The sequence below is a fragment of the Paenibacillus agaridevorans genome (assembly GCF_018604145.1).
Classification (GTDB): Bacteria; Bacillota; Bacilli; order Paenibacillales; family Paenibacillaceae; genus Pristimantibacillus; species Pristimantibacillus agaridevorans.
This window is the reverse complement of record NZ_CP075889.1, coordinates 4,344,679-4,368,265: the sequence shown is the minus strand read 5'-3', so window position 1 is coordinate 4,368,265 and position 23,587 is coordinate 4,344,679. Positions and strand designations below refer to the sequence as shown.

Sequence of the window (23,587 nt, the reverse complement as noted above, 5' to 3'; positions counted from 1 at the left end):
ATTCGTGGTACAAGAGCCGCTGCAGCAGTTCGACATGTCAAACAGGAAAAGGGGAGCAGTCTTGACGCCATACATTCAGGAGGTCAAAGCATGAGAAACGCAATGAAAGGTCTGTTGCTTGCGTTTGCGATCGTTGTATTGCTCGCGGCGTGCTCGAACGGAGACAAATCCACGTCCGGCACACCATTAGGAGGAACGAGTCCGACGGCAAGTTCCGGCGAGTCAACCGCGCCGGAAGCCGATCCGTTGGATGCTCTTCCGCGCAAGGTGAGTATTTCCGCCTTCGACAGGGGGGCGGTATCGAGCGACGAAGGCACCTACGAGAAAAACCGTTGGGTGGATTGGATTCGCGAGCAGTCGGGCATCGATGTAACGATGGTTCCGGTTCCGCGCGGCCAGGCACAGGATTCGCTTAACGTGCTGATCGCATCCAAACAGTCGCCGGATCTGATCTGGGAATATGATCACACCTATATCGGCAAGCTGGTGACCCAAGGGGTTTTGCAGCCAATCGGAGAGTATATCGAGAAATACAGCACAAGCTACAAACAATATTTGGAGGAAAACCAGGATTTGCTGCCGTATCTGACGTTCGAGGAAAAAATATATGCGGTTGCAACGAAACGCCCGGTTACGTCCATCGTCAACCATGGGATGTGGATCCGCCAGGACTGGCTGAATGAGGTTGGCATGCATAGCCCTACGACAATTGAGGAATTGATTGCGGTGGCGAGGGCGTTTAAGGATCGTTATCCGGACATCGCGCCGATTGTCGGGCAGAATTCCTTCGACATCTATTCCGCAAGTTATGGCGCTTTCAACAATATGTGGTATGTCGAGGACGACAAGATGCAATACGGCGCTACGCTGGATCGTTTTGGCGATGTCGTGCAGCTTGAGAAGCAGCTGTACGAGGAAGGGCTGGTCGATCGCGAATATTTGACCGACAGCAACAATCAGCGCGCGGCGCAGCTATGGTCGACCGGACGGGCAGGCATTCTGATGGGACAGTGGGGGCTCGGCAACATTGATAACTTGAATCGCGACCTGTTGACCAACGTACCTGTCGCTGAGCCGGTACCGCTGGAGATGGTATCGAGCCCTTACGGACATTATGGCTCGTATCAGGAATCGGCTCCGTTTATGTTCGTTGCCATGAGCAAGGATGCCGCCAATCCGAAAGCGGCGATCGAATACCTGGACTGGGTGTTCGAAAACTGGAGAACGTTAGTATCCGGCGAGGAAGGCGTGCATTATGAAATGGTGGACGGCGTAGTTAAAAAATTGGATGCGGACATTTTTTCCAAGGAAGTCGGCTACGCAGGGGAATACGCCGTGTTGCGCCAGGAAGTTGTCAAACCGGAGTATTTGTCCATTATGGCGGCGGATGATGAGTTGTCGCAGCGCATCGCGAAGCTGAACTCGGAGTCGCTGACTACTGCGCTGAAGCATCCATTCCGCAGAGATATCCCCTATCAGCCAAACTTCGACGAAATCAATGATATCCGTTCGTCGCTTGACCAATTTATTAGGGAAACCCGTGCGGAGGCGGTTACGCAGCAAGGGGACAAATATAGCGGCAAATGGGCGCTAGAGGAAATTCGCAAGGAATGGGAGCGTCTTGGCGGCCCGGAAGCGGAGCAAATCGCGCAGCGGTGGTATGAGGAGAATAAAGCAAGCTTCTGAGGAAAGGGGAGCAAGAGGATGAATATACGGCAAAACCGACGGTTATGGATTGCTTGGGGCGCGGTGTCCATCATCTTGTTCCTGCTTGTTTTTGCCGCGATGGCGATTTCCTATCAATTGTTCACGAAGCAGCTCAAGGAGCAGCTGATATCGACCAACATGGAGCTGCTCGGACAACAGAATCATAAGCTGGAGCTGACGCTTCAGCATATCGACAAAACCGCGATTCAATTTATGAAAAATGATGCCGTTGTCCGTTTTTTCAGTGAAAGACGAAACGCCGATGTGAATATCAACAACGAATTTCATGTGGTCAATACAATCAACCGCACGTCCAGCAGCATGGAATACATCTTCTCTATGGATTTGTACTCGTATACGAAACAGCGCCTGCTGACCGGAAGCGTGTCTTCCGACCTCAACAATAATGTTCAGGATTTTGGCTGGATTCCGGAGTTCGAAGAGGAGGCCGGCTTGTTCAAATGGTTGACCACTCGCAAAATTGCGCTTAACGCGCGCCAGTCGGTATACCGCAATGTAGTCACTCTGGTACGCGCTTATCCGTTGGTGCATCTACCGGGCGGGCGCAAAGGCGCGGTGGCTGTCAATGTCAAGGAGGATTTGCTCTACAGTTTGATTCGGAATACCGAGTCGGATGACCGCGGAGAAACCTTCGTGTTGGACGGCGAAGGCGTTATGGCGCTGCATGACGATAAAACCCGTCTGGGCAAGGATATCAGCGAATTACCGTTTGTGAGGGGGATATTCGGCAGCGATGCCGCAAGCGGTTATTTTGCGGCGCAGATTGACGGGCAGCCGTCCTGGGTGTTCTATATGGAATCGGATTATACCGGCTGGCGGATCGTGCGCGTCATTCCGGCGTCGCAGATGTCGCAACAAATGACCGTTATCCGCAATACGCTGATCGGCTTGTCGCTCCTGCTGGTTGTCATCGCAGCCGCCTCGACGGCCTTCGCCGGAAGATGGACCTATCTGCCGATCAACCGCTTCGTGCGAGGCGTACGCACCAAACTGACGGGGCAGCTGAAGTCGGCGGAAGCGGGGATGGCGGGACGGCGCTATACGGACGACTTTCATTATTTGGAACATACGGTACAGGGGATACTTACCGATCGCGAGGAACTGTCGCGGCAGGTGTCGGAGGGCAAACCGTTTATCAAATTGCAACTCGTTGCCGAGCTGCTGTCGGGCCGCCGCAAAAGTACGGAAATGCTGCAAACGTACGAGGATATGTTCAATATCCGTTTATACGGCAGCCGCTTCGTCGTGATGAGTATCGAGCTGGACAACAAGAGTGCAATCCCCTCGCAACGCGATGTGCGTCTGTATACGTATGCTCTTTGCAATGCGGCGGAGGAGTTGGTGAATGCAGAGAGCAAAGGTATTGCCGCCGAGCTGGAGCACGGCAAAGCAGCGATTATTATGAGCTTTGACGAAGGCGATGACGATCAGCGTTATATTATGCGCGCTGTTACGGTAGCCGATTTGCTCAAGCAATTCGTGCAGGAATATTTCCGGCGGACGATTACGATCGGCATCGGCAATTTAGCGCATTCGCCGGGCGATATTTCCGCTAAGTACCAGGAATCCTGCGAAGCGCTGCGATACAAGCTGGTGTTGGGCGGCAACGCCATTATCACAATGGACGATATTGTAAATGAACAAAGTCCGCGCTACTACAAGCTGTTCGCATCGATCGACACGATCGTTGCTTCCGTAAAAGCTGCCGACGGGGAGATGCTGAAAACGCAGCTTGCCCGCTGGTTCGCATCCTTTGCAGAGCAGCAGGTGCCGCCCGAGGTGATCGCCCAACTGATCGTCCAATGTTTGATGCGCGCCGCTACGGATGCGGTCGATATCGGCGTAGACGCCGGCAGCTTGTTCCCCGAGCAGGATATGTACGATCATTTGAACCAATATGAGATGTTGAACCGCTACGAGCAGTTGGACGAGTTGGAGCGTTTCGCGCTGAATCGGCTGACGGGATTGATCGGGCTGATTCGGGACAAGCGGAGCCAACGCGAGCGGAACGATCTGATCGATCAGTCGCTGGTGTTTATCCAGACGAATTATATGCGCAGCGATCTGTCGCTGAACTTGCTGGCGAGCGAATTCGGACTTAGCGTGCCCTATCTGAGCAAGTTGTTCAAAGAGAAGGCGGAGATCAACTTTATCGATTACGTGATGGAGATTCGTTTGTCCAAAGCAAAGGAGCTGCTGTCCGCGACAGACGGCAAGGTGCGCGATATCGCCGAGCAAGTCGGCTATACGAACGTTAACAGCTTTGTACGCATTTTCAAAAAATTGACCGGGCTGACGCCTTCGGAATATCGCGAGCGTAATCAGGACTCAAGAGAAGGAACATAAAGGAGGCATTTATTGTGAAAACAAAATCATCGTTGGGCAAAATTTCCATTATTATGCTGGCGTTGTCTGTATGGTTGGGGAGCCTTGGCATTCTCCCTCAGGCATCGGCCGCTTCTGAGCCTATAAACAATATTCCACAGTGGTCTGCCAGCTACAACAATAACAATGCAGACGGGGAAGCTTATATCGACCAGGAAGAAACCTTTGCGGGAGCAGGTTCATTAAAGATCGTAAACCGGACTCCAAAAACGAACAACGTCTTCCTGGCTATCCGCCAGCAGGTGGCGGTCAAGCCCAACACCGCCTACGAGGTGGCCTTGCAGGTAAAGGCGCATGAGGCGTCCCGGATGAGTGTCATTCTGAATCCTGCCTGGACAGCGCGAAAGGATCTTCCTGGAGGAACGTACGAATGGCAACAGGTGAATTTTACGATTACAACGGATTCCTCCACGACCTCATTTCCGTTTGTCATTTTGTCCGATGGATTGACCGAGGCGGTATGGATAGACGACATTGTGATGAGAGAAAGCGGCACTTCTGAAAATTTGATCAAAAACGGCGATTTTGAAACGCTTGTACCGGTCGCAAACGTGGTGGCGAATGTCCCGTCGGGAGCAGTGGAGCAAGGGACGTTGGTGTCCTTGTCGACTCCCACTTCAGCGGCGTCCGTGTATTATACATTGGATAAGAGCGATCCGGTTACATCGCCAACCAGGCAATTGTATGAATGGCCGATTTCCATTGAACGTCCTTTGGTGATCAAGGCTTACGCGACCAAAAATGGGCTGGCTGCCAGCCCGGTTTCCGCCTTCCATTACAGCTTGGCTTTGGAGGAAGGGGCTTCCTATATCGATCAAGAGGATTTTTTCTCCAGGTTGTCGGCAGGGAAATCCATTCCGGTTTACTATAAAGACGACTTTGCAATCGATGGCAGTTTGGCTGATTGGGACGGCCAAAGCTATGTGGAGCTTCCTCTTATAAACGGCGCTTTGCCGTCCAATCTGGCCAGTTGGGAGGGGGCACAGGACCTCTCGGCCCGAATGATGTTCGCTTACGATGCCAACAACTTGTATATGGGAGCGCAAATCAAAGATAATGTTCATCATGCATCGGCGGGCGCTTCCATGTGGTCCGCGGACAGCATTCAGTTCGCTACGGGAAGCGACGCCTTGTTCGGCCCCGAATTTGGATTCGCTCATGCGGACAATCAGCCCGAGGTATGGTCCTGGAGTTCGGGGACGGCTGTTCTTGGCAAAGATGCCATTCAATTACGCACCAATCGTCTTGCCGATGCGACCCTCTATGAAGCGGCCATTCCTTGGAAAGCATTGCAAAAGGAAAAGCCGGAAAAAATGTTTCCTTTCAATCTACTAATCAATGACAATGACGGGGCGGGCCGTAAAAGTTGGGTCGAGTGGACGCCAGGGATAGGAAAATACAAGGATCAGAATGCCTTTGGCAATCTGTTTCTGGCGCCGCAGCATTCCGAGTGGTTTGCTTGGCTGGACCGGGATTACGAATCGGTAGAGGAAAATCGTTATATAAGCGAGAATGGCCAGATGTTGGACTTTTCGCTTTATGTAACCAACCCGTTCCCGGAGGACAAAGAATTTCAAGTGTCGATTCCCGGCTTGAATGAGAGCGCCAATTCGGTCATCGTTCCCGCGCATACGGTATGGAGGAAGCAGTTCCAGACCTCCTTCGCGGAGACGGGTGCGCAAAAGCTGGTTGCCGACGTAACGGAGTTATCCGAAGATGCCAGCCAGTCTCCCGAATGGAGCGTTCAGGTGCTGGCCAATCGGGAAGAGCTTGTAGCGGAGCTGGATCAACTGGCATTGGCTTTGCCGCCGCTGAAAGCGCTGCGGGATGCGGCATTGGCACAAGGATTGCCCATGGATTACGATGATGTGGATATTGCCGTTATCGAGAGGTTTATTCCGTATGGCAAAGAAGATGTGCTGAAAGGGCGGCTTGATCAAGCCCAATACGTGTTGGAGCAGCTGGAACGACTCTACTTGGAAACCAAGAGCCGGCTGGAGGCCTATCTAGCGGGCGATGCCGCTCCGCTGACTGTTCCCCGTTATGTGACAGGGCCGATTGAATTGGACGGATATTCTTTTATTGGCCAAACGGTCGATGCTGCGGGAGAGCTGCAAACACGCCCGGTATTTTTTACGGGATACGGTCATTTCCAGCAGGTTCGCAAGGATGTTGCCCATATGTCTTCCTTCGGAGCCAATATGATTCAGATCGAAACAGGTCCAAGCCGCGTGCTGTTGGCGCCGGATTCTCTTGCAGGGTGGAACAAGGGAATATGGGGGAACGCCGATGTAACGTTCGGTTATGATACCGATTTTTTTCAAGAGGGCACCCGTTCCCTTAAACTGACTAACCATACGACTAAAAGTCCCAATGTGTACGGTACGGTATGGCAGCGTGTAGAGGTAAAACCCGATACGGATTATACGATTCGTCTTTGGGTGAAGGGAGCAAACGTAAACAACGCCTGGATCGGCACCTTCGCAAGCAGGAACAATCTGCCGACCGGGACGTATGACTGGCAGCAGGTTACCTATTCGTACAGAAGCGGAGAGGCGGAAACCGCGATCGATTTTCGTGTTTTGACGGAAAATGTAACGGACGCGTTATATATAGACAATATCAGCATGGAGGAGCAAGGAACTTCGCTGAACCTGATCGCTTATCCGGATTTCGAGGATGAGAACACCACGATTAAAGAAGATTATACGATTTCCGAAGCGGCCATCCGCAACGATATACAGAAAGTGCTGCAGGATGCCGCAGATCATAATCAGGCGGTTAGCTTGTTGTTGTCTCCTCACTATTTCCCTGCCTTTTTGCTGGAGAAATATCCGGACATGAAGTCGAATAATAACGGATTTATTAAATATAACTTTAATCACCCCAAAGCCAGGGAGGCTGTCGAGGATTTTCTGAGAACGGTTATTCCTCTGGTAAAGGATTATCCGTCGTTGAACAATTTGGTGCTGTCCAATGAACCTGTTTTTATGTCGTATAAAGATCCGGTGTTTACGGCGGAGTGGCGACAGTATCTGGAAGAGGCGCATGGAGATATTGCCGCGTTAAATGCCGCGTACGGCACAAGCTACGCCGCTTTTGACCAGATCGCGCTTCCGACGGCGGAAGAACGTTCCCCGCTTTATTATGACTGGATCAACTTCAATGATCAGTTGTTTGGCGAATGGCATCAATGGATGGCCGATCTTATTCATGAGATGGCGCCGGATATTCCGGTCAATGTGAAAATAATGGCGGGGGCGTTGTCCCGAGAGCAACTGGCCAAGTCGCCGTTATCCTGGGGCGTCGATCCCGAGCAGATTTCCGGCTTAAGCCAGTTGAACGGGCTGGATGCCTGGAATTTCCTGCATAGCGAAGGCGCAACCATTATGGAAAAACTGAAATTTTACGATCTGTTGGCATCGTTCAAGGAAGCGCCGGTCATCAATTCGGAGGATCATATTATTCCCGACAAGGATACCCGGTTTGTGCCGGAGCAGGTCTCGCATGTCAGCAACGATATATGGCAAGGAGCCGTTCACGGGCGCAGCGCTTCGGTAATATGGGTTTGGGAAAGGACGGACGATACCGCAAGCGATCTGGCGGGCAGCGTGCTAAATCGGCCGGATGTCGTTTCGGCCATCGGCAAAACCAATTTGGATTTAAATCGTCTGGCGGATGAGGTGACCGCTTTCCAGCATGCTCCGTATGAAACGGCGATTCTATATGCCAAAGCCTCGAGCTTGTACCGCCCCGCCTATCTGGATGCGGTGGACCGGGCTTACAAAGCGCTTAGTTTTTCCGGCCAGAAGGCGGGTTTTATTAGCGAGAAACAGATTCGGGAGGGCGGGTTATCCGGCTTGAAGCTGCTGGTCGTTCCGGACAGCCGGTATGTGGACGCGGAAACGCTGAATCATATTCAAGCTTATCTGAATCAAGGAGGAGCAGTGTTTGTGATAGGCGAGCAGGCGCTCCAGTTCGATGTCTATCAGCGCAATCTGGACGCGCAGATTCGTAACGATGTGATGGTGCGTTCCACGGTTATTCCCGTCACGGCAACGGCAAGCGCCATGCAATCGCCTTCTGCGGGCGAGGTAAGGATGCAGTTGCTTCCCGTTCTGGCAGGGCTTGATCTTTTGCAGACGGAAATCGTCGATGGCGCGACGGGAGAGCCTGTTATGGATGTAGAATGGCGTATGGTTGAGCATGAAGGAAGACTGCTGTTGAATGTATCCAATTATAGCTGGAATACAAAGACGGTTCAGGTTCGCTTGCATGGCCAGCAGGTACAAACCGCTTATGACTTGATCGGCGCGAAGGCAATGGCGATATCCAGCCTTGAGCTGGCTCCGTATTCTCCGATGCTGCTCGATCTTGGCGAAGTCGGCGGCAACGGAAATGGTAATGGAAACGGAAATGGTAATGGAAACGGAAATGGCAACGGAAACGGAAACGGCAGCGGTGAGCAGGGGAATCAAGGCAATCGGAATGATGATGACGATGCATCCGAGGAAGCCAAAGAAACCGGACAATCCGGCAATGGCGCGGAGGAAGCGGAGGATCTTCCAAAGTGGCATGACATCGCGGGGCACTGGGCAGCCGACGCCATCAGGCTGGCGGCCAAACGCAGCATTGTAAACGGATACGAAGACGGATCTTTCCGTCCGGAGCATAAGGTGACGCGCCAGCAATTTGCGGTTATGCTGGCTCGTGCGCTTGAGCTTCCGCAAAGTGGCGCTGCCGTTCCGTTCGCGGATGATGGGTTAGTGCCGGAATGGGCGCGTTCCGGCGTATACAGCGCGGTTGAAGCCGGGTTGCTATTGGGTTACGAGGACGGCACGTTCAGAGGATCGCTGGCAATCAGCCGCGCGGAAATGGCGGTTATGCTTGTCAGGGCTGCCAAATATAGCGGCCAATTGGTCGATCCTGCAAACGATGCGGCTCGGCAATCCTTCGACGATGCGGAGCAAATACCCGATTGGGCGATCGATTCCGTGCAGCTTGCTGCTTCGAATGGATTGCTGCAAGGACGCGGCGCCAATCGGTTTGCTCCTCTCGAAACGCTGACGCGAGCCGAAGGCTGCGTGCTGCTGCTTCGACTTTTGGATCTGGAATAAAACGCGACAGCAACGAATCGGGGCTGTCCAATAAGTCTCAAAAATAAAAAGTTGGGCGGAAAAACACAATGTTTTCCGCCCAACCTTTTTGTGTACCTGCTTTTCAGAAAAGCGGTGAGGTGGATGCCTGCCACTTAACTTTTAACCAAAACGGGGCGTCCAGCGCTCCGTTTTCACTGATTTTATTGGATAGTCATTTGCCAGGTGCAGGTCAGTTTGGTGAATTGTATATGAATTTTCATACACGTTGACCAGTTGCCGGCCTATATGGTGAAATGTGTATGAATTTTCATACACGTTTGACCAGATACCAGCCTCTTTGGTGAATTGTATATGAATTTTCATACACGTTTGGCCAATTGCCGGCCTATCTGGTGGATTGTGTATGAATTTTCATACACGTTTGAACAAACCTACCCATATAATCGAGCCATAAGGACAACGGGGCTACCTTAAAGTTCACTTCTCGGACAGCCCCCTTGCCATTTTATCGTGCTAAGCAATTCTAGAATATAGTATAATTGGATTTAGTTTTAAATAGGGATTACTAGACACACATCCTGACGTAGCGGCGGAATATGGCAGACTCTAGCAGTCCCAAGTCATGTTTGTTTAGAACTACATACTTGGAGGGGAACAATGAAAAGTAATTTGTATCGCAAATGGCTAGCTAGGTTTGTAGTTGTACTTTTATTCACGACCATTGCGTTGCCTTTTGGTCCGGAAAGGCGCGTGTTGGCTTCTGCTTGCGACGGGGTAACGCCCGGAACGTCTGCCCAATGTCCGATTTTCATTACGGATGCCCCCGGGCTTAATGCAATGCGTAATAATCTGGCAGGGCATTATGCGCTTGGCGCAGATATCGATTTGTCAGACTATTTAAGCCCAACAGGCGCAGGCTACAATGACGGGGATGGCTGGGAGCCTGTTGGTACAGGAGGTGACATATCCAATGCATTCAGTGGTACATTGGACGGCAACGGCCATACGATCTCCAATTTGCAAATGAATTCAACCGCTGGCGCAGTCGGTTTATTCGGCGTGACTTCAGGTGCCGCTATTCGAAATATAGGTTTGATCGATGTAAATATTTCGGGAAAAGGGGAAGATAGCGACGTCGGCGGTTTGGTTGGATATATCGTTGGCACAACAATTGAAAACGCCTATGTCACCGGATCCGTGGAAGGTGCAGATGGTGTCGGCGGATTGGCCGGTTACGGTCTTGGAGTTCCCACAGCGCCAAGCCGGATTCGCTCTTCTTACGTTTCCGCTATCGTAACCGGAACCGGGTCGGCTCAAGCCGGAGGGGTTGTCGGCCGCACGGAAGGACACGACATCAGCATAACGAATTCATACTACAATAGCAGCTTGGCCGGCTTTTCCGGGAATGGAATAGGCTTGACTACATCGCAAATGAAACATGCAGCCAGCTTCCTCTCGTGGGACTTCTCCGCGCAAGGACAATGGGGCATTTTGGAGGGCATGACCTTCCCGATGCATCGCACCACGCTGGATCAGATTGTGCTGGACGAGCTGGCGATCAACGATGGCGAAATGGTATACGAGCCGGAGTTCGCCCCCCATATAGCGACGTATTCGAGCCGGGTAACAGGCGAAGTGGATAGCGTGAAGGTGGCGGCATCCTCTGGCAGCAGCCGCGCAAACGTATTGATCGACGGCGAGGATTTGGACTCGAAAGTCATTTCTCTGGTTCCCGGCGTAAACAACGTTGACATCAAGGTTTCGACCGACGTTGCCGTACCGGGAGCCGATACCAATCCGTTCGAAGCAGCCTATACGCTTCAAGTCATTCGCGAAGACGGAATAGATTACGCCCATCGCATCACGACCGCTTCTCAGCTGGCGGCGATCGGGACCGCTCCTTATGCGTTAAGCGGCATCTATGAGCTAATGAACGATTTGGATTTGGCAGGTCTGGACTGGAACCCGATCGGAGACGGCGGTCAACCGTTTGCGGGGACTTTTGAAGGCAACAGGCATGTCATTCGCCACTTGACCGTCGACAGCTCGGATGACTACGCCGGATTATTCGGAGCCTCTTCGGGAAGCATCCGCAATATTGGCCTTGAGAACGCGGCTATATCGGGAGGAAACCGGGTTGGCGGCCTGGTCGGCAGCAATACGGGAATCATCTCGAACGCTTATGTAAAGGGCAACGTTACCGGAGATGAGCATGTTGGAGGCTTAGTCGGGTTAAACAGCGGAGCGGCTAACGTGACCTTTACCTATGCCGCAGGGCACGTGAGCGGCAACGCGCATACGGGCGGGCTGATTGGCGGAACCACTTCCGGAGTCGTCGACGATTCGTACTGGGATGCTGAAATCGGCTCGCTCTTGATTTCCGGAGGCGGCGAAGGAAAATCAACGGCGGACATGAAGCTTCCCGCGACGTATGAGGGCTGGGATTGGGACGATAGCTGGGCCATGATTAGAGGTACCACTTATCCGATGTTTGTCGAGAGCTTTGATGCCGTTAAGCTTCAGTCATTGGCGGCAACAGCTGGCGATGCCGAATTGACCTGGATTTCCGGAGCATTCTCGCCGAGTCAAGGCGTATACGAATTGTTGGCCGATCGTTATATGGATTCCGTTACGATTACGGCGGCTCCTGCCGATTCCAATGCAACGGTGACAATCGGCACAACGGAGTCGGTCTCGGAGCAGATGGCCGTTACAGTCGGAAGCAATGAGATTGTGGTGACAACGACAGGCGTCTTCGGAAAGCCTGACGGTGAATATCGGCTAATTATTGAGGTTCCCGCCCCGGAATTAATCGACTTTGAAGTGCCTGAAGCCGGACTGTACGGTATCGGAGATACGCTTGCTTTCACCGTCGGCTATGGAGTGGATATGGAAGTCACAGGAGCTCCAACGATCCCTGTAATGATCGGAGAAGGAGCGGACGCGACCACCGTGTACGCCGTTTATGCCGGACAGCCAGTAGGTCAACGAAACAAGCTGCTCTTTACGTATGTCGTGCAGGAAGGCCTGGCCTATGACAGCGCAATTGAAATCGGAACGGAGATCGGACTGCCTGACGGAGCCGAAATCCATGTTGCGGGTACGGATATTGCCGTTCAGCCGAATTTGCCGACAAAGGCGACAACGGGCATTATTATCGATGCCGTCCGGCCGGAGATTACGTTAACGCAGCAGCCTTCAGCGCCAACGATCGATCTTGTTGAAGTACAGGTAGACGCGGACGGCACGGGCAGCGCATTAACAGCGATAAAGTGGGCGAAAGGGCTGAGAGCGCCGGAGTATTTTGCCACAGAAGGCACTCTGCTGGTCGGAGACAGCTTTCAGACGGATGAGAACGGGACATATTCGGTATTTGCAAAAGATGAAGCAGGCAATAACGCCGTTGCGACAATCGATATTGACAATATCGTTGCCGGAATGACGCAGTTGACCGGGTTTGATGTGCCGGCAGCAGGTTATTACGGTATCGGCGATACATTGACGTTTATTGTCAGCTACGCAGGAAATGTGGATGTTGCAGGAGCGCCAACGATTCCTGTAATGATCGGAGAAGGAGCGGATGCCACCACCGTTTACGCCGATTATGACGGCCAGCCAGCCGGTGAACGAAACAAGCTGATCTTTACGTATGAGGTGCAGGAGGGCCTAGCCTATGACAGCGCAATTGAAATCGGAACGGAGATCGGACTGCCGGACGGCGCCGAAATCCATGTTGCGGATACGGATATTGCCGTTCAGCGGAATTTGCCGACAAGGGATACAACGGGCATTGTTATCGATGCTGTCCGGCCCGAAATCTTGTTAACCCAGCAGCCTGCGAATACTGTGCCGACCAACGAATCCATCGCAATAACGGTGAATGCAGACGGCACGGGCAGCGCTATTGCAGCGGTAAAGTGGGCGGAAGGGCTGAGAACCAAGGCGTATTTTGCAGCAGAAGGCATTGAGCTGAGCGAGGATAGCTTCCGGGCGGACGCCAACGGCACATATTCGGTTTTCGCACAGGACGAAGCGGGAAACAGCTTCGTTGCGACAATCGAGATTGGCAATATCATTAAAACGATGCCGCAAATATCCTTGACCGCCACTCTCGCGGAAGGGAGTCGCTCCGTTTCAGTCAGCGCCTTGGCTGAAGCTCATGGCGATATCAATAGGATTACGAAACTGAATTGGATGCCGGGGAGCCGCTCCGTCGCCGATTTCGCCGACGGGACGAGCGGAACCGATATCATGACCGATGGGTTGTTTATCGTTACGGAAAATGACGCCTATACCGTGTATGCAAAGGACGCTGCGGGCAATGAAGAGGTAGCGGAAATTCGTATATCGAATATCTGGAACCCTGTCTTCTATCCTGTGCCAATCAAAAACCAGGAACTGCAGTTGAATTACACGGATTTCGGTATTCAACTGATTGTTGATTCTTCGATCATCAGTAAGGAAACGCTTGAAGACGGAACTGTTGTCGAGCATGTCATATTGACTGACAAAATCCTTGAACGGGTGCTTGATGCGCTTGGCAAGGCGGCTGGAACGTTTGTCTCCATAGTAGTCGACGATTCTGAACAGGCCGTGCAAGTGCAGTTTCCCGCTTCTTCGCTGTTCAAGTTGAAGGCGGCCTATCCAGCCGCCACAGTCGAAGTCAGATTAAACGCTTCAAGCTATGAGCTGCAGGTGAGTGCTTTGCCTCTGGAGTCAATGCCGTCTGCCACACATGTGAATATAGCGATCGGCCAAATTGCCGGACAACAAAAAGAGTCGCTGGAGCGTGCCGCGAACAACGCAGGTCTTAAACGGATCAGTCATGCCGTTAGTTATGAGGTGACCGTTTCGTCTGATGGGCGAATCGAGGAAATCAGGGATTTCGGCGGGGTATATATCGTTCGCGCCATCGTGCTGGACGAGGGCCGCTCAGACGGAACTATCGTTGCCGTCTTGTACGATCCCGCAACTGGAGAGCTGAACTTTGCACCGGCAGTGACCAGAGCAAGGGATGACGGTACGCCGGAAATGGCGATCAAAGTACCGCACAACAGCATCTACGCGATTATGGAAGCCGATGATAAATCCTATTCCGACCTTGACGGTCACTGGGCGAAAACATCCGTAGAACTGCTGGCGTCCAAACTTATTGTAAACGGAGTATCCGCTACCGAATTTGCGCCGAACAGCTCCATTACAAGAGCCGAATTTACTTCCTTGCTGGTGCGCGGTTTGGGCTTAAAGGTCGGACAATCCGCGCAGAGCGCCATCTTCCATGATGTAGCCCAGGGGGATTGGCATGCGGCGGCCATTGAAGCAGGCGTCAGGGCTGGATTGGTCAGAGGGGTGTCGGAGAATAACTTTGCTCCAGACCGCTTTATGACAAGAGAACAGATGGCCGTTATGCTGAGCAATGCGTTGGCGGTTTTGGGCTATGCCCCGATCCATCCCGATCAAGCGCCGACTGTTCTGGACAAATTCGAGGATCATACGACTATATCTCCATGGGCCAAAGCAGCGGTTGCTCAAGCCGCAAACGCAGGCATCATCTCAGGCATGACAGGTGATTCATTTGCGCCTTCTAACTTTGCGACTCGAGCGCAAGCCGCTCTGATGTTAAGGCGGTTTTTGCAATATGTCGAATTTCTCGATTAAAACCTCTCATCATTTGCGAATCGGACTCGTCCGATAGTAACGCTCACGTTCTGTGCCGGTGTTTTCATCACCGTCATTGACGTGAGCGTTTTTGAGTCAGGCACATGCTGCCGTTCCGGTCTGGGACTATAGTGACATCGGTGACAAAAGTGATGACGGCCTGTAACTATTGCAGCCGATGGCCTTCTCTTACAATTGGATTATTCTGTATGCAATGGTGAGGCGAATGGATAACGGAGGGCGAGAGGAGTGAGGCAAAGGTGATATTCAGAAAAATGATGGCATGCGTGCTTGCGGCGGCTCTGCTGTTTGAATTGATTCTGCCTGCAGGAGGCGGCGTGAAGGCGGCCGACGACGGTCAAGCGGGCACGGGGGTTGCTCCGCCGATCATCGACCCGCTGCCGGAGTTTACGAACGAGCGGGCAGTCGAGGTTGGCGGGACGGCGGCGCCCGGCTCGACCGTCACCGTCTATTACAACCGGCCAGGCGAAACCCCGGTCGCGACGGATGCGGTGGAGGCGTCTGGAGACGGCAGATTCGGCATGACGCTGGAGCTTTCGGAAGGGCGTTACGAGCTTGCCGCGGCGGCGGAGCTGGGCGGAGAGAGGAGCGCCTTGTCCGACAAGGCGACGGTGGAGGTCGACCTGACGGAGCCGGATGCGTACAGTATGGATATCCGCTGGTTCAACATCGCTTACAATGAAGTGATGCTGCAGTGGGAGCCTCCATACCGGGTCGACGAGCATGGAAATTACGTTCCGGATGCGTCGATTGACCGATACCGCCTGGAGCGGCGAGACGGCACGCTGGTGACGGAAACGGCGGATCGGCAATTTTTTGAGGCGGGCCTGCCCGAGGCGGCATATGTGGATTATGTTTTCTATGCCATCGACAAAGCCGGGAACCGCTCGGATCCGCTCCCGATCCATGCCGCGACTTCTCACCGGTACTTGACGGCAATCGAAAGCGGCGAAGAAGAAGTCTACACCTTGCCGGCAATAAGCCGGGACGGCGGCACGGCCGTTTATTATTCCGGGCATCCGGATCGGGACGGCATTGTTGTATACGACGCCGCGGCCGGCACGAAGCAAGTGATCGGGAATTTGAACAAGGCGTATATCGATCAAGGGCTTGCGGTCAGCGGCGACGGCAGATTCGTTGCCTATGAAGATTCCAATGAAGATCGGACGGAATTCTCTCTGTATGTGTACGATCGGACGAATGAGGTTGCGGTGCGTGTAGCGGCGGTGGCGTCCGGGCGGTTGTCCGGTTTGTCGCTGAGCGACGATGGCGGCAAGCTGCTGTTCGAATCGGCCTCCGGCGCTTTGACTGCGGGGGACGCCAACGGGCTTCAGGACGTCTTCGTGGCGGATTTGTCCGATTGGAGCGATATTCGCATTACACGGATCAGCGAGCAGGCGGACGGCGGGGATTTGTCGCAACTGAGCGGCGCGGCGGCCATAAGCGGGGCGGGGCGATACGCGGCGTTCGTCACCGCGGCCCCCGAGCTTGCGCCTGGCGGAGCCAGCGCCGGTATCAGCCGCTTGTATCTGTACGATACGGATACGGGTGAGACGGCTTCTGTTCCGATACGCAATAACGACACGGAAAACGGCGAGATTTCCATCGGCGCGGCGGCCGTGTCCGCGGACGGACGTTATGTGGCGTATACCGACAAAGTGGCGAAGCAGGTAGGCCTGTATGACCGGGAGACGGGCGAACATACGGTGGCGTGGGCGGAGAACCGCAATATCGGCGCTTATATGGGCACTCCTTTGTTATCGGATGACGGGCGATATGTGGCGTTTGATTACCGAATCCTTAACCCGACGGAAGCCCCGCTGCCCATCCGATCCAGATTCGGAGCGGTCAGGTTCGACGTGCAGGAGGGAAGCTTCCGGCAGATAGGGGCTCTTCGCGAGTCGACCACGCAGGTGGGCTTGAGCGGCGACGGGAGCAAGGCCGTGTACTTGCGCGGCGAAAGCAATTATTCCGGTTACGGCATTTATAGCGTATGTTTCGAAGCTTGCGACGAGGCCCCGGCAGAAGGAATCGAAAGCGTTCGCTGGTCGGTTGCGGAAGACCGAAAAGTCGACGGGCTGTTGAAGTGGGATACGGAAGTAGCGATCCAGGCGATCGGTCAACGGGGTCTGAACGTGGAGGCAATCGTCTATTACCGGACGGTGACGGAAGGCGGCAACGGAGAAGCCGTGCCCAGGGAAACCGCAGTCGAGCTAATCGAGACGGCGCCGGGTTATTATGGAGCCGTATTCGAGGTTGAAGAAGGCATGACGCAGATCGACCGCATCATCGCGTATCCAAAGGATCGCGCGGACGAGGCGAGGACGGCAGCCAATCTTCCGGTTCATGCGGCAGGCAAGCTGGTAGTGGAAATCGCGACGGATCGAGCCGATCTGCTTGGCGCGGCCAATCTGACGATTACGGTCGGGGGAAGCAGCGCCCTCATCCCGCTGGAGTCGGCGGTCACGCGCTACGAGCGGTACTTGCAGCCGGGAGAAGTACGGCTTGCGATGGCCAGCAAGACAGGAGGATTGCTGCTCGCAAGCAGGGATGGCGTGACTGTAAGCAGCGGCAGCGGGACCGAGGTTCGGCTGACGCCGGTGTTCCCCGCGTCGCTGAAAGTACAGGTCGATGATCAACGGACCGGGATGCCGCTGGCTTCGATACCGGTTGTCTTCAAGGAGAAGGACGGCGGCCGGATTATCCATGAAGGAGTGACGGATGCGAGCGGAGCGGCGGCTCTGCCGGGCGAGCATTACGCCGGCGATGAAATTGTCGTAAGCGTGCTTCCGGAGAGGGATTATATTCCCGCGGGGGATCAGACCGTCACGCTGACGCTCGGCCCATCCGTGCTGAGGGTCCCTCTGCGAAGTCTGGCGAACACGGTCCTGTCGTTCCGGATCGACTATTCGCAACAGGCGGGCAGCAAGAAACGCATGCTCCCGGTGCTTGATTCCGATGCCGTCGTCAAGGTGCGCAGCCAGCCCGGGCTCGCGCTCAAGGCGCGGATCGACTATACGGAGTGGATATCGGAGGAGAAGACGGGGCCAGCTTCGCGGATTATCGATCTCGCAGAGCGAAATGCGGGGGAGTATGAGGGCGTTTTTCTGATTACGGAGGGAATCGCGCGTATCGATTCCGCACTGCTTCAGATAGATGGAAATTGGCTTGGAGCGCCTTATCCGGTCAACAAAGAGGTTGCCGGCCGCTACGAAGTTCGGTTGAATGTGCCCGAACGGTCGGTCTGGCACCAAGAATTGGCGGGAGGGACATTGGAAGCCTCGGCCATCGATTACGATTGGGGAAATCATTGGACCGGCGCAGCCATCGATGCGGAGTCGTTGACATACAGGCTAAATGCGCCGTTGCCAGGCGTATACACCATTTCGAGCAGGCCGGTTAAGCGGGAGAATCCGCCTTTGTCCATCAAGCGGGAGGCGCCTCCGCCGGGCCGCACGGCCATCGTGACGTTGTCGCCGGAATTTGCCGTCCGGCTCCTTGGCTCTGCCACGGGAGCGGGACAATACAGCTACGAAGTGCGCGACGGCAGCGGCAATGCCGTGCTGTCCGGCTCCAGCTACGGAGCGTTAAACGCGACATTGACAGTCGTGCCCGACCAGGAGCTCCGCGTGAAGCTGATGCCGAAGGATCCGGCTTTTATCGCCGAATGGATCGATCTGATCGTTGCGGGCAAGGAGATCGCATTCGATACGGCGTTCCGCAGGAGACCGGAGGCCGTTGTATCCGGACGGGTATACGCGCTTGACGGCAAGCCGGCGGCAGGCTCCATCGTGACGGCGACCGTTGCCCTGGACGGAGCGTCCAAGACCTATACGGCGAACGCCAACGCGCAAGGCGCATACACGTTGTCCTTGCCGGAAGGCGAGGCGGTCATGCGCGCAACGGGCAACCACATCAGCGGATATGCGTCGCAGAGAGTAACCGTGCTGGCGAGTGGATCTGAGCCTGTACAGGCCGATCTGCATTTGAAGGAGCAAGCGAAGCTGAACATCCGGCTGTATGCGAAAATAGACGGAGGATGGCAAGGACCGCTGGAGGTGGATTGGTCAAGCGGCGTTCATTATCGCATTAAGTCCACGCCTGCTATAACGAATCACGGGCCGCCCGCAATCGTGGAGGCGGTCGCGGGCGACACGGTAAGGGTATGTGCGGACGGCGTGGAAGCAAAGCTGCCGAAAGCATGCAATGAAACCGTAATCGGCGAGGACGGAGTGGGGGAAGTAGAGCTTCGGCTGGAAAACGCCGGAGGCCAGGCGCAGTTCAGGTTAGTCGACTCGAACGGACGGGAGGTCACTTCCGCGAATGCGTCTTTGTACCGTAACGAGGACAATAGCATGACCGGGCATTCGCTGAACATGGAACGGGGGTACTCCCGCTTCACGCTGCCCGTGGCGTCTACCGGCAGCCAACGGTTGATTATCCGCGCATCCAGCGAGTTTGCGATCGTCGAGTTTCATGCGCGTCCGGGCGATACCGCCGAGCTTGGCGTCATACAGCTGCGAAAGCCCGGAGTGTTCGGCGATTTCACCCTCAACGGCCTGCAAGCATCGTCGGAATGGACGACGCCGGAAGGGCGTCTCTCGCTTCGGGCGTTCTACGAGCATTCGCAATACAATGCGAAAGCGGCCACGGATGCCATGCTGGCGCTCAAGCTGCCGGAGGGGGTCGAGATCTTGCCGGGATCAGCGACGCTGAACGGCAATCCCGTCGCTCCCGAGCTTAACGGAACGACGGTATCGGTACCGCTCGGCGATATTGCGTATCGCCAGAAAGGCGCATTCCAGCTGAAGCTGAAAGCCGGATCATCCCTTGCGCAGCCGGATCTCCCCATACAGGCGAGCATTCGCTACAAGCTTGGAGAGGAAGCGCAAGAGGCCATTATCGGCATGGCTCTGCTGCAAGTGACGCCTGCAACGATTCGCGCGCCGCAGCTGACGACGAAACCGGACATTGAAGCGAGCGGCACCGCTCCGGCGGGAGCGGAGGTGATCGTATACGATGGAGCTGCCGAGTTGGGACGTACGACCGCATCTTCCTTCGGTACATGGAGCCTGCCTGTCGTACTGGTTGAGAATGCCAGGAAGAAGCATCGGCTGAGGGTTGGCATTGTCTGGCAAGGAGAGATGCTGGCGGGCGAAGGGACCACTGTCGCTTACGATCCTTCCGATCCGGGACTTGCGGAGGTGGCGATGCGGCAAATGGACGGCCGGCTGGTGACGTTCCGGCCGGATGATGGCGTAGCGGTATTCCCGTACGTCGTCATACCGTCGTATCCGTTTATTTTTCAAATGAAGTTTCGCAGCCCGGAACGTGTATACGATGTTGAAGTGCATCTCGGCGACAGGTCGGTATCGGCGACGCGGAAGGGCGATGTATACGAAGCGGTTGTTCCCGCATCCTACAATCTGGGACCGGTATGGGTCACTTACCGCAAGAAGCCCGATGCCGTCCTATCGGAAACGGAGGAACCTACGGAAGACGAACTGCGCTTTATTGTGCCTGTCGCCTATGAGGATTTCGAGCTGCAACGGGCCGCGGCGGGCGGCGAACAAGAGCCGGATGGCACGGTTGTGCAGGCGGGAGGCGTGTATGCCGATGTGAGCTTGTCGGATGGCCTTGAAGCGACGATTCGAGCTTCAAGCTCCATGATCGACAGCTTCACGCCTTCGGCGGCGGAGCAGCGACGGGTGGAGCGGACGGGAGTGCCCGTGTATGATGTGTCCGTTCGCAGGCAATGGCATAACAACAGCGCCAGAATGTCTGTTACGGTCACCATTCCAAGGTCGGAGCTGCCTTCGGCGAAGGCGGATGGAGCTAACGGAGACGCGGCCGGACAACGCCGGTTGGCTTCGTTGAACGCGCCGGCGGTCAAATCGACCTTCGAAGTTGCTCTTACAACGGCGAATCAACTGCTCGGCGCAAGAGATGTGGTCGTAAACGCCAAAGGGCTCGACGATGACAGCAATCTGTTCAAACGGGCGAAGCGCGCCGCGCAAGACGCGAGAAGGCTGTGCGATGCGCAGGCAAGAGAGTATTACACGAGCTTCGCGGAAGAGGTCCGCGCCATGATTGCGATGCAGGAAGCGTTTAAAACCGCTATCGGCGTAGCGGGCACGGTAAAGGGAGCCGGGTTGCCCGGCGTCGGCTTCTGGTACGTCACGTACGAAATCGGTTTGCATCTGGATGAGCTGGCTGCCGAAGAGCTGGATACGCTGGAGCGTTACCTGAAGGAGAACAAATGCAAGGTGAAACCTTACGATCCGCCGGTAGCGGAGCCGAGCTATATTTGGGACCCTAGCGGCTTCGTCTACGAGGGCATGATGTCCAATGTTCTGGAGGGCGTCAAAGCGACGGCCTTGCAGCAAAACGCCGGCACCGGCGTATGGGAAATATGGGACGCGGAATGGTATGAGCAACTGAATCCGCATTGGACGAACGGGCAGGGACGATATGGCTGGGATGTTCCGCCGGGCCGTTGGAAGGTCAAATACGAGAAGGAAGGGTATGCAACCACGTATAGCGACGAGCTGGAAGTTCCGCCTCCTCACTTTGACGTCAACATCGGGATGGTGTCGAACTTGCCGCCTGAAGTGGCTTATGTGGAAGCTGTGCCGGGCGGCGGCGTGTTGGCAGGCTTTACGAAGCCGATCGATATTCAGTCGCTCGCGGACGATGCCATCACGCTGACGGCAACCGGCGGAGCAAGCGTGCAGGGAACGGTAAGCCCTGTTGACGCTGAGACCGCAGACGGCCGAACGCTTGCAATGGCCGCAGAATTTACGCCGGATGCGGCGTTGACCGACGGGGCTGTCTATACGGTCGTCATCAGCGGCGACATATTCAGCTATGCCGGCGTTCCGATTGGCGATGATGTGCAGCATGCCGTAACGGCGATTGTCGAAGATTCGACGCCTCCGGCGCCGGTAAGCGGGCTTAACGGCAGCCTGACCGGCGATAACGGCGCCGTCCTCGTCTGGGAGCGGCCCGGGGATCGCGATTTCGCAGCGGTAAAGCTCTGGTGGAAAAAGGCCGAGGAAACGTCATACAGCGGCGAACCGCTGGAGATCGGCCGGGAACGGCAATGGGCGGAGGCAACGGGGCTGTCGCCGTCGGCGGATTACGATTTCCGCGTAATCGCGGTCGATGCGGCGGGCAATGAATCGGAGCCGGCATTGCTCAGTCTTGCGGGGGCGCGCGACGAAGTGGATGTATCGCCTCCGCCTCCCGTAGCGGGGCTAAAGGCGACGGCGACGGAGGCCAGAAAAGTGCAGCTCGCTTGGGAGGAGCCGATCCAGCCGGGACAGATGTCGTCGGCAACGATCATATGGACGCCGGACAACAATCCTGCCCTCGTTCGGGAGACGCTAGTGGCTGCCGGTACGCGTACGGCGGCGATTGAAGGACTGGAGCCATCGACGGATTATACGTTTGCCGTATCGGCGGTTGACGGAAGCGGGAATGTATCAAGTCCCATGTACTTGAAGGTGCGCACCGCCGCAGCAACGGGCGGGGGCGGGGGAGGCGGCCAAAGCGGCGGAGGTTCGGCTCCGGGCGGCGAACCGGAACCGACTCCGGCGGAAGGCACGGCGGAATGGCAGATGGATGCCGAAGGTGGCGAATATGCCGCTTTTGACGGGGCGTTCGTGCTGAGGGCAGGGGCGGGCGTGTTCGCGGAAGGTACGCGGCTGGTCGTAACCCGAAATCCTCTTGGAGAACCGTCGGCTTCGCAGCGCTACAAGCCCGTCTCCGATGCCTATGTGATCGATACGGAAGATGCCGTGCCTGCGAAGCCGTTCCGGCTGGCGCTGCAATATAGGAGCAAGCCGCTTGGCAAAGCGGATGCGCGCAAGCTAGGATTGTACCGCAAGGATGCCGCGGCGCCGGGAGGATGGAGTTATGTCGGCGGCATTGTCGATACGCGGCAGCGTATGGTAGCGTCGACCGTTGCGCAACCGGGCGAATACGCCGTGATGCTGTACGATCGCACCTTCGCGGATCTCGACAACCACTGGAGCAGACTCGATGTCGAGGTGCTGGTCAGCCGGCATATTGTAGACGGCACATCGGCGGATCGTTTCGCTCCGGATCGGGCGATTACACGGGCTGAGGTTGTGAAGCTGCTGGTACAGCATTTGCTCGGGAACGGCGGCGCGGAGGCGTTGGTTTCGGATATCGGCGGGAGCGCGTTGTTCGCCGATGTGCCGGCGGGAGCATGGTTTACCTCGTATATAGCAGCGGGTTATGAGCTGGGATTGGTAAAGGGAGCGGGCGGCAACTTCCGTCCGAACGATCCGGTAACGCGCGAGGAGCTTGCGGTGCTGATCGTCCGCTTCGTGCAGTTGTTGCTGGAGAGCGATGCGAAATCGCCGGATATCGCCGTGCTGCGGCGTTACGCGGACGGAGATCAGGTATCCGGCTGGGCGGCGGAGGCGGTCGCAATCTCTGTCGGCAACGGTTGGGTGCAAGGAGTAAGCGGCACGGAACTGGCTCCCAAGCGGCAGGCGACCCGAGCCCAGACGGCGGTTATGCTGCTGCGGGTACTGACGGATATCGGAGCGATCGAGGAGAAGCGTTAACGTTCCGAAGGCTGCTGTTTCGTAGAAGCATAACGGTTGTTCATGAGTTACAGAATGGGGCGAAAAGAGACGCCTCCCGTATCACGTTAATCGTGGTGC

5 protein-coding genes are annotated in these 23,587 nt (G+C 55.4%); all 5 read left to right on the top strand.

Features of this window, described 5'->3' with window-relative positions; translation table 11 throughout:
* Positions 1-90 precede the first annotated feature (90 nt).
* Positions 91-1,686 carry an extracellular solute-binding protein gene (locus tag KJW29_RS18100; RefSeq protein ID WP_214630851.1) on the top strand — a complete coding sequence of 532 codons (1,596 nt, stop codon included), beginning with the start codon at positions 91-93 and terminating at the stop codon, positions 1,684-1,686.
* Between the two features lie 18 nt (positions 1,687-1,704).
* Positions 1,705-4,074: a helix-turn-helix domain-containing protein gene (locus tag KJW29_RS18095; RefSeq protein WP_214630850.1), complete on the top strand. Its 2,370-nt coding sequence runs from the start codon at positions 1,705-1,707 to the stop codon at positions 4,072-4,074.
* A 14-nt stretch (positions 4,075-4,088) separates the two neighbouring features.
* On the top strand, positions 4,089-9,230 hold the full coding sequence (locus KJW29_RS18090) for an S-layer homology domain-containing protein (protein WP_214630849.1): 5,142 nt from the start codon (positions 4,089-4,091) through the stop codon (positions 9,228-9,230).
* A gap of 639 nt (positions 9,231-9,869) precedes the next feature.
* Positions 9,870-14,870: an S-layer homology domain-containing protein gene (locus KJW29_RS18085; protein WP_214630848.1), complete on the top strand. Its 5,001-nt coding sequence runs from the start codon at positions 9,870-9,872 to the stop codon at positions 14,868-14,870.
* Between the two features lie 260 nt (positions 14,871-15,130).
* Positions 15,131-23,488: an S-layer homology domain-containing protein gene (locus tag KJW29_RS18080; protein ID WP_214630847.1), complete on the top strand. Its 8,358-nt coding sequence runs from the start codon at positions 15,131-15,133 to the stop codon at positions 23,486-23,488.
* Positions 23,489-23,587 lie beyond the last annotated feature (99 nt).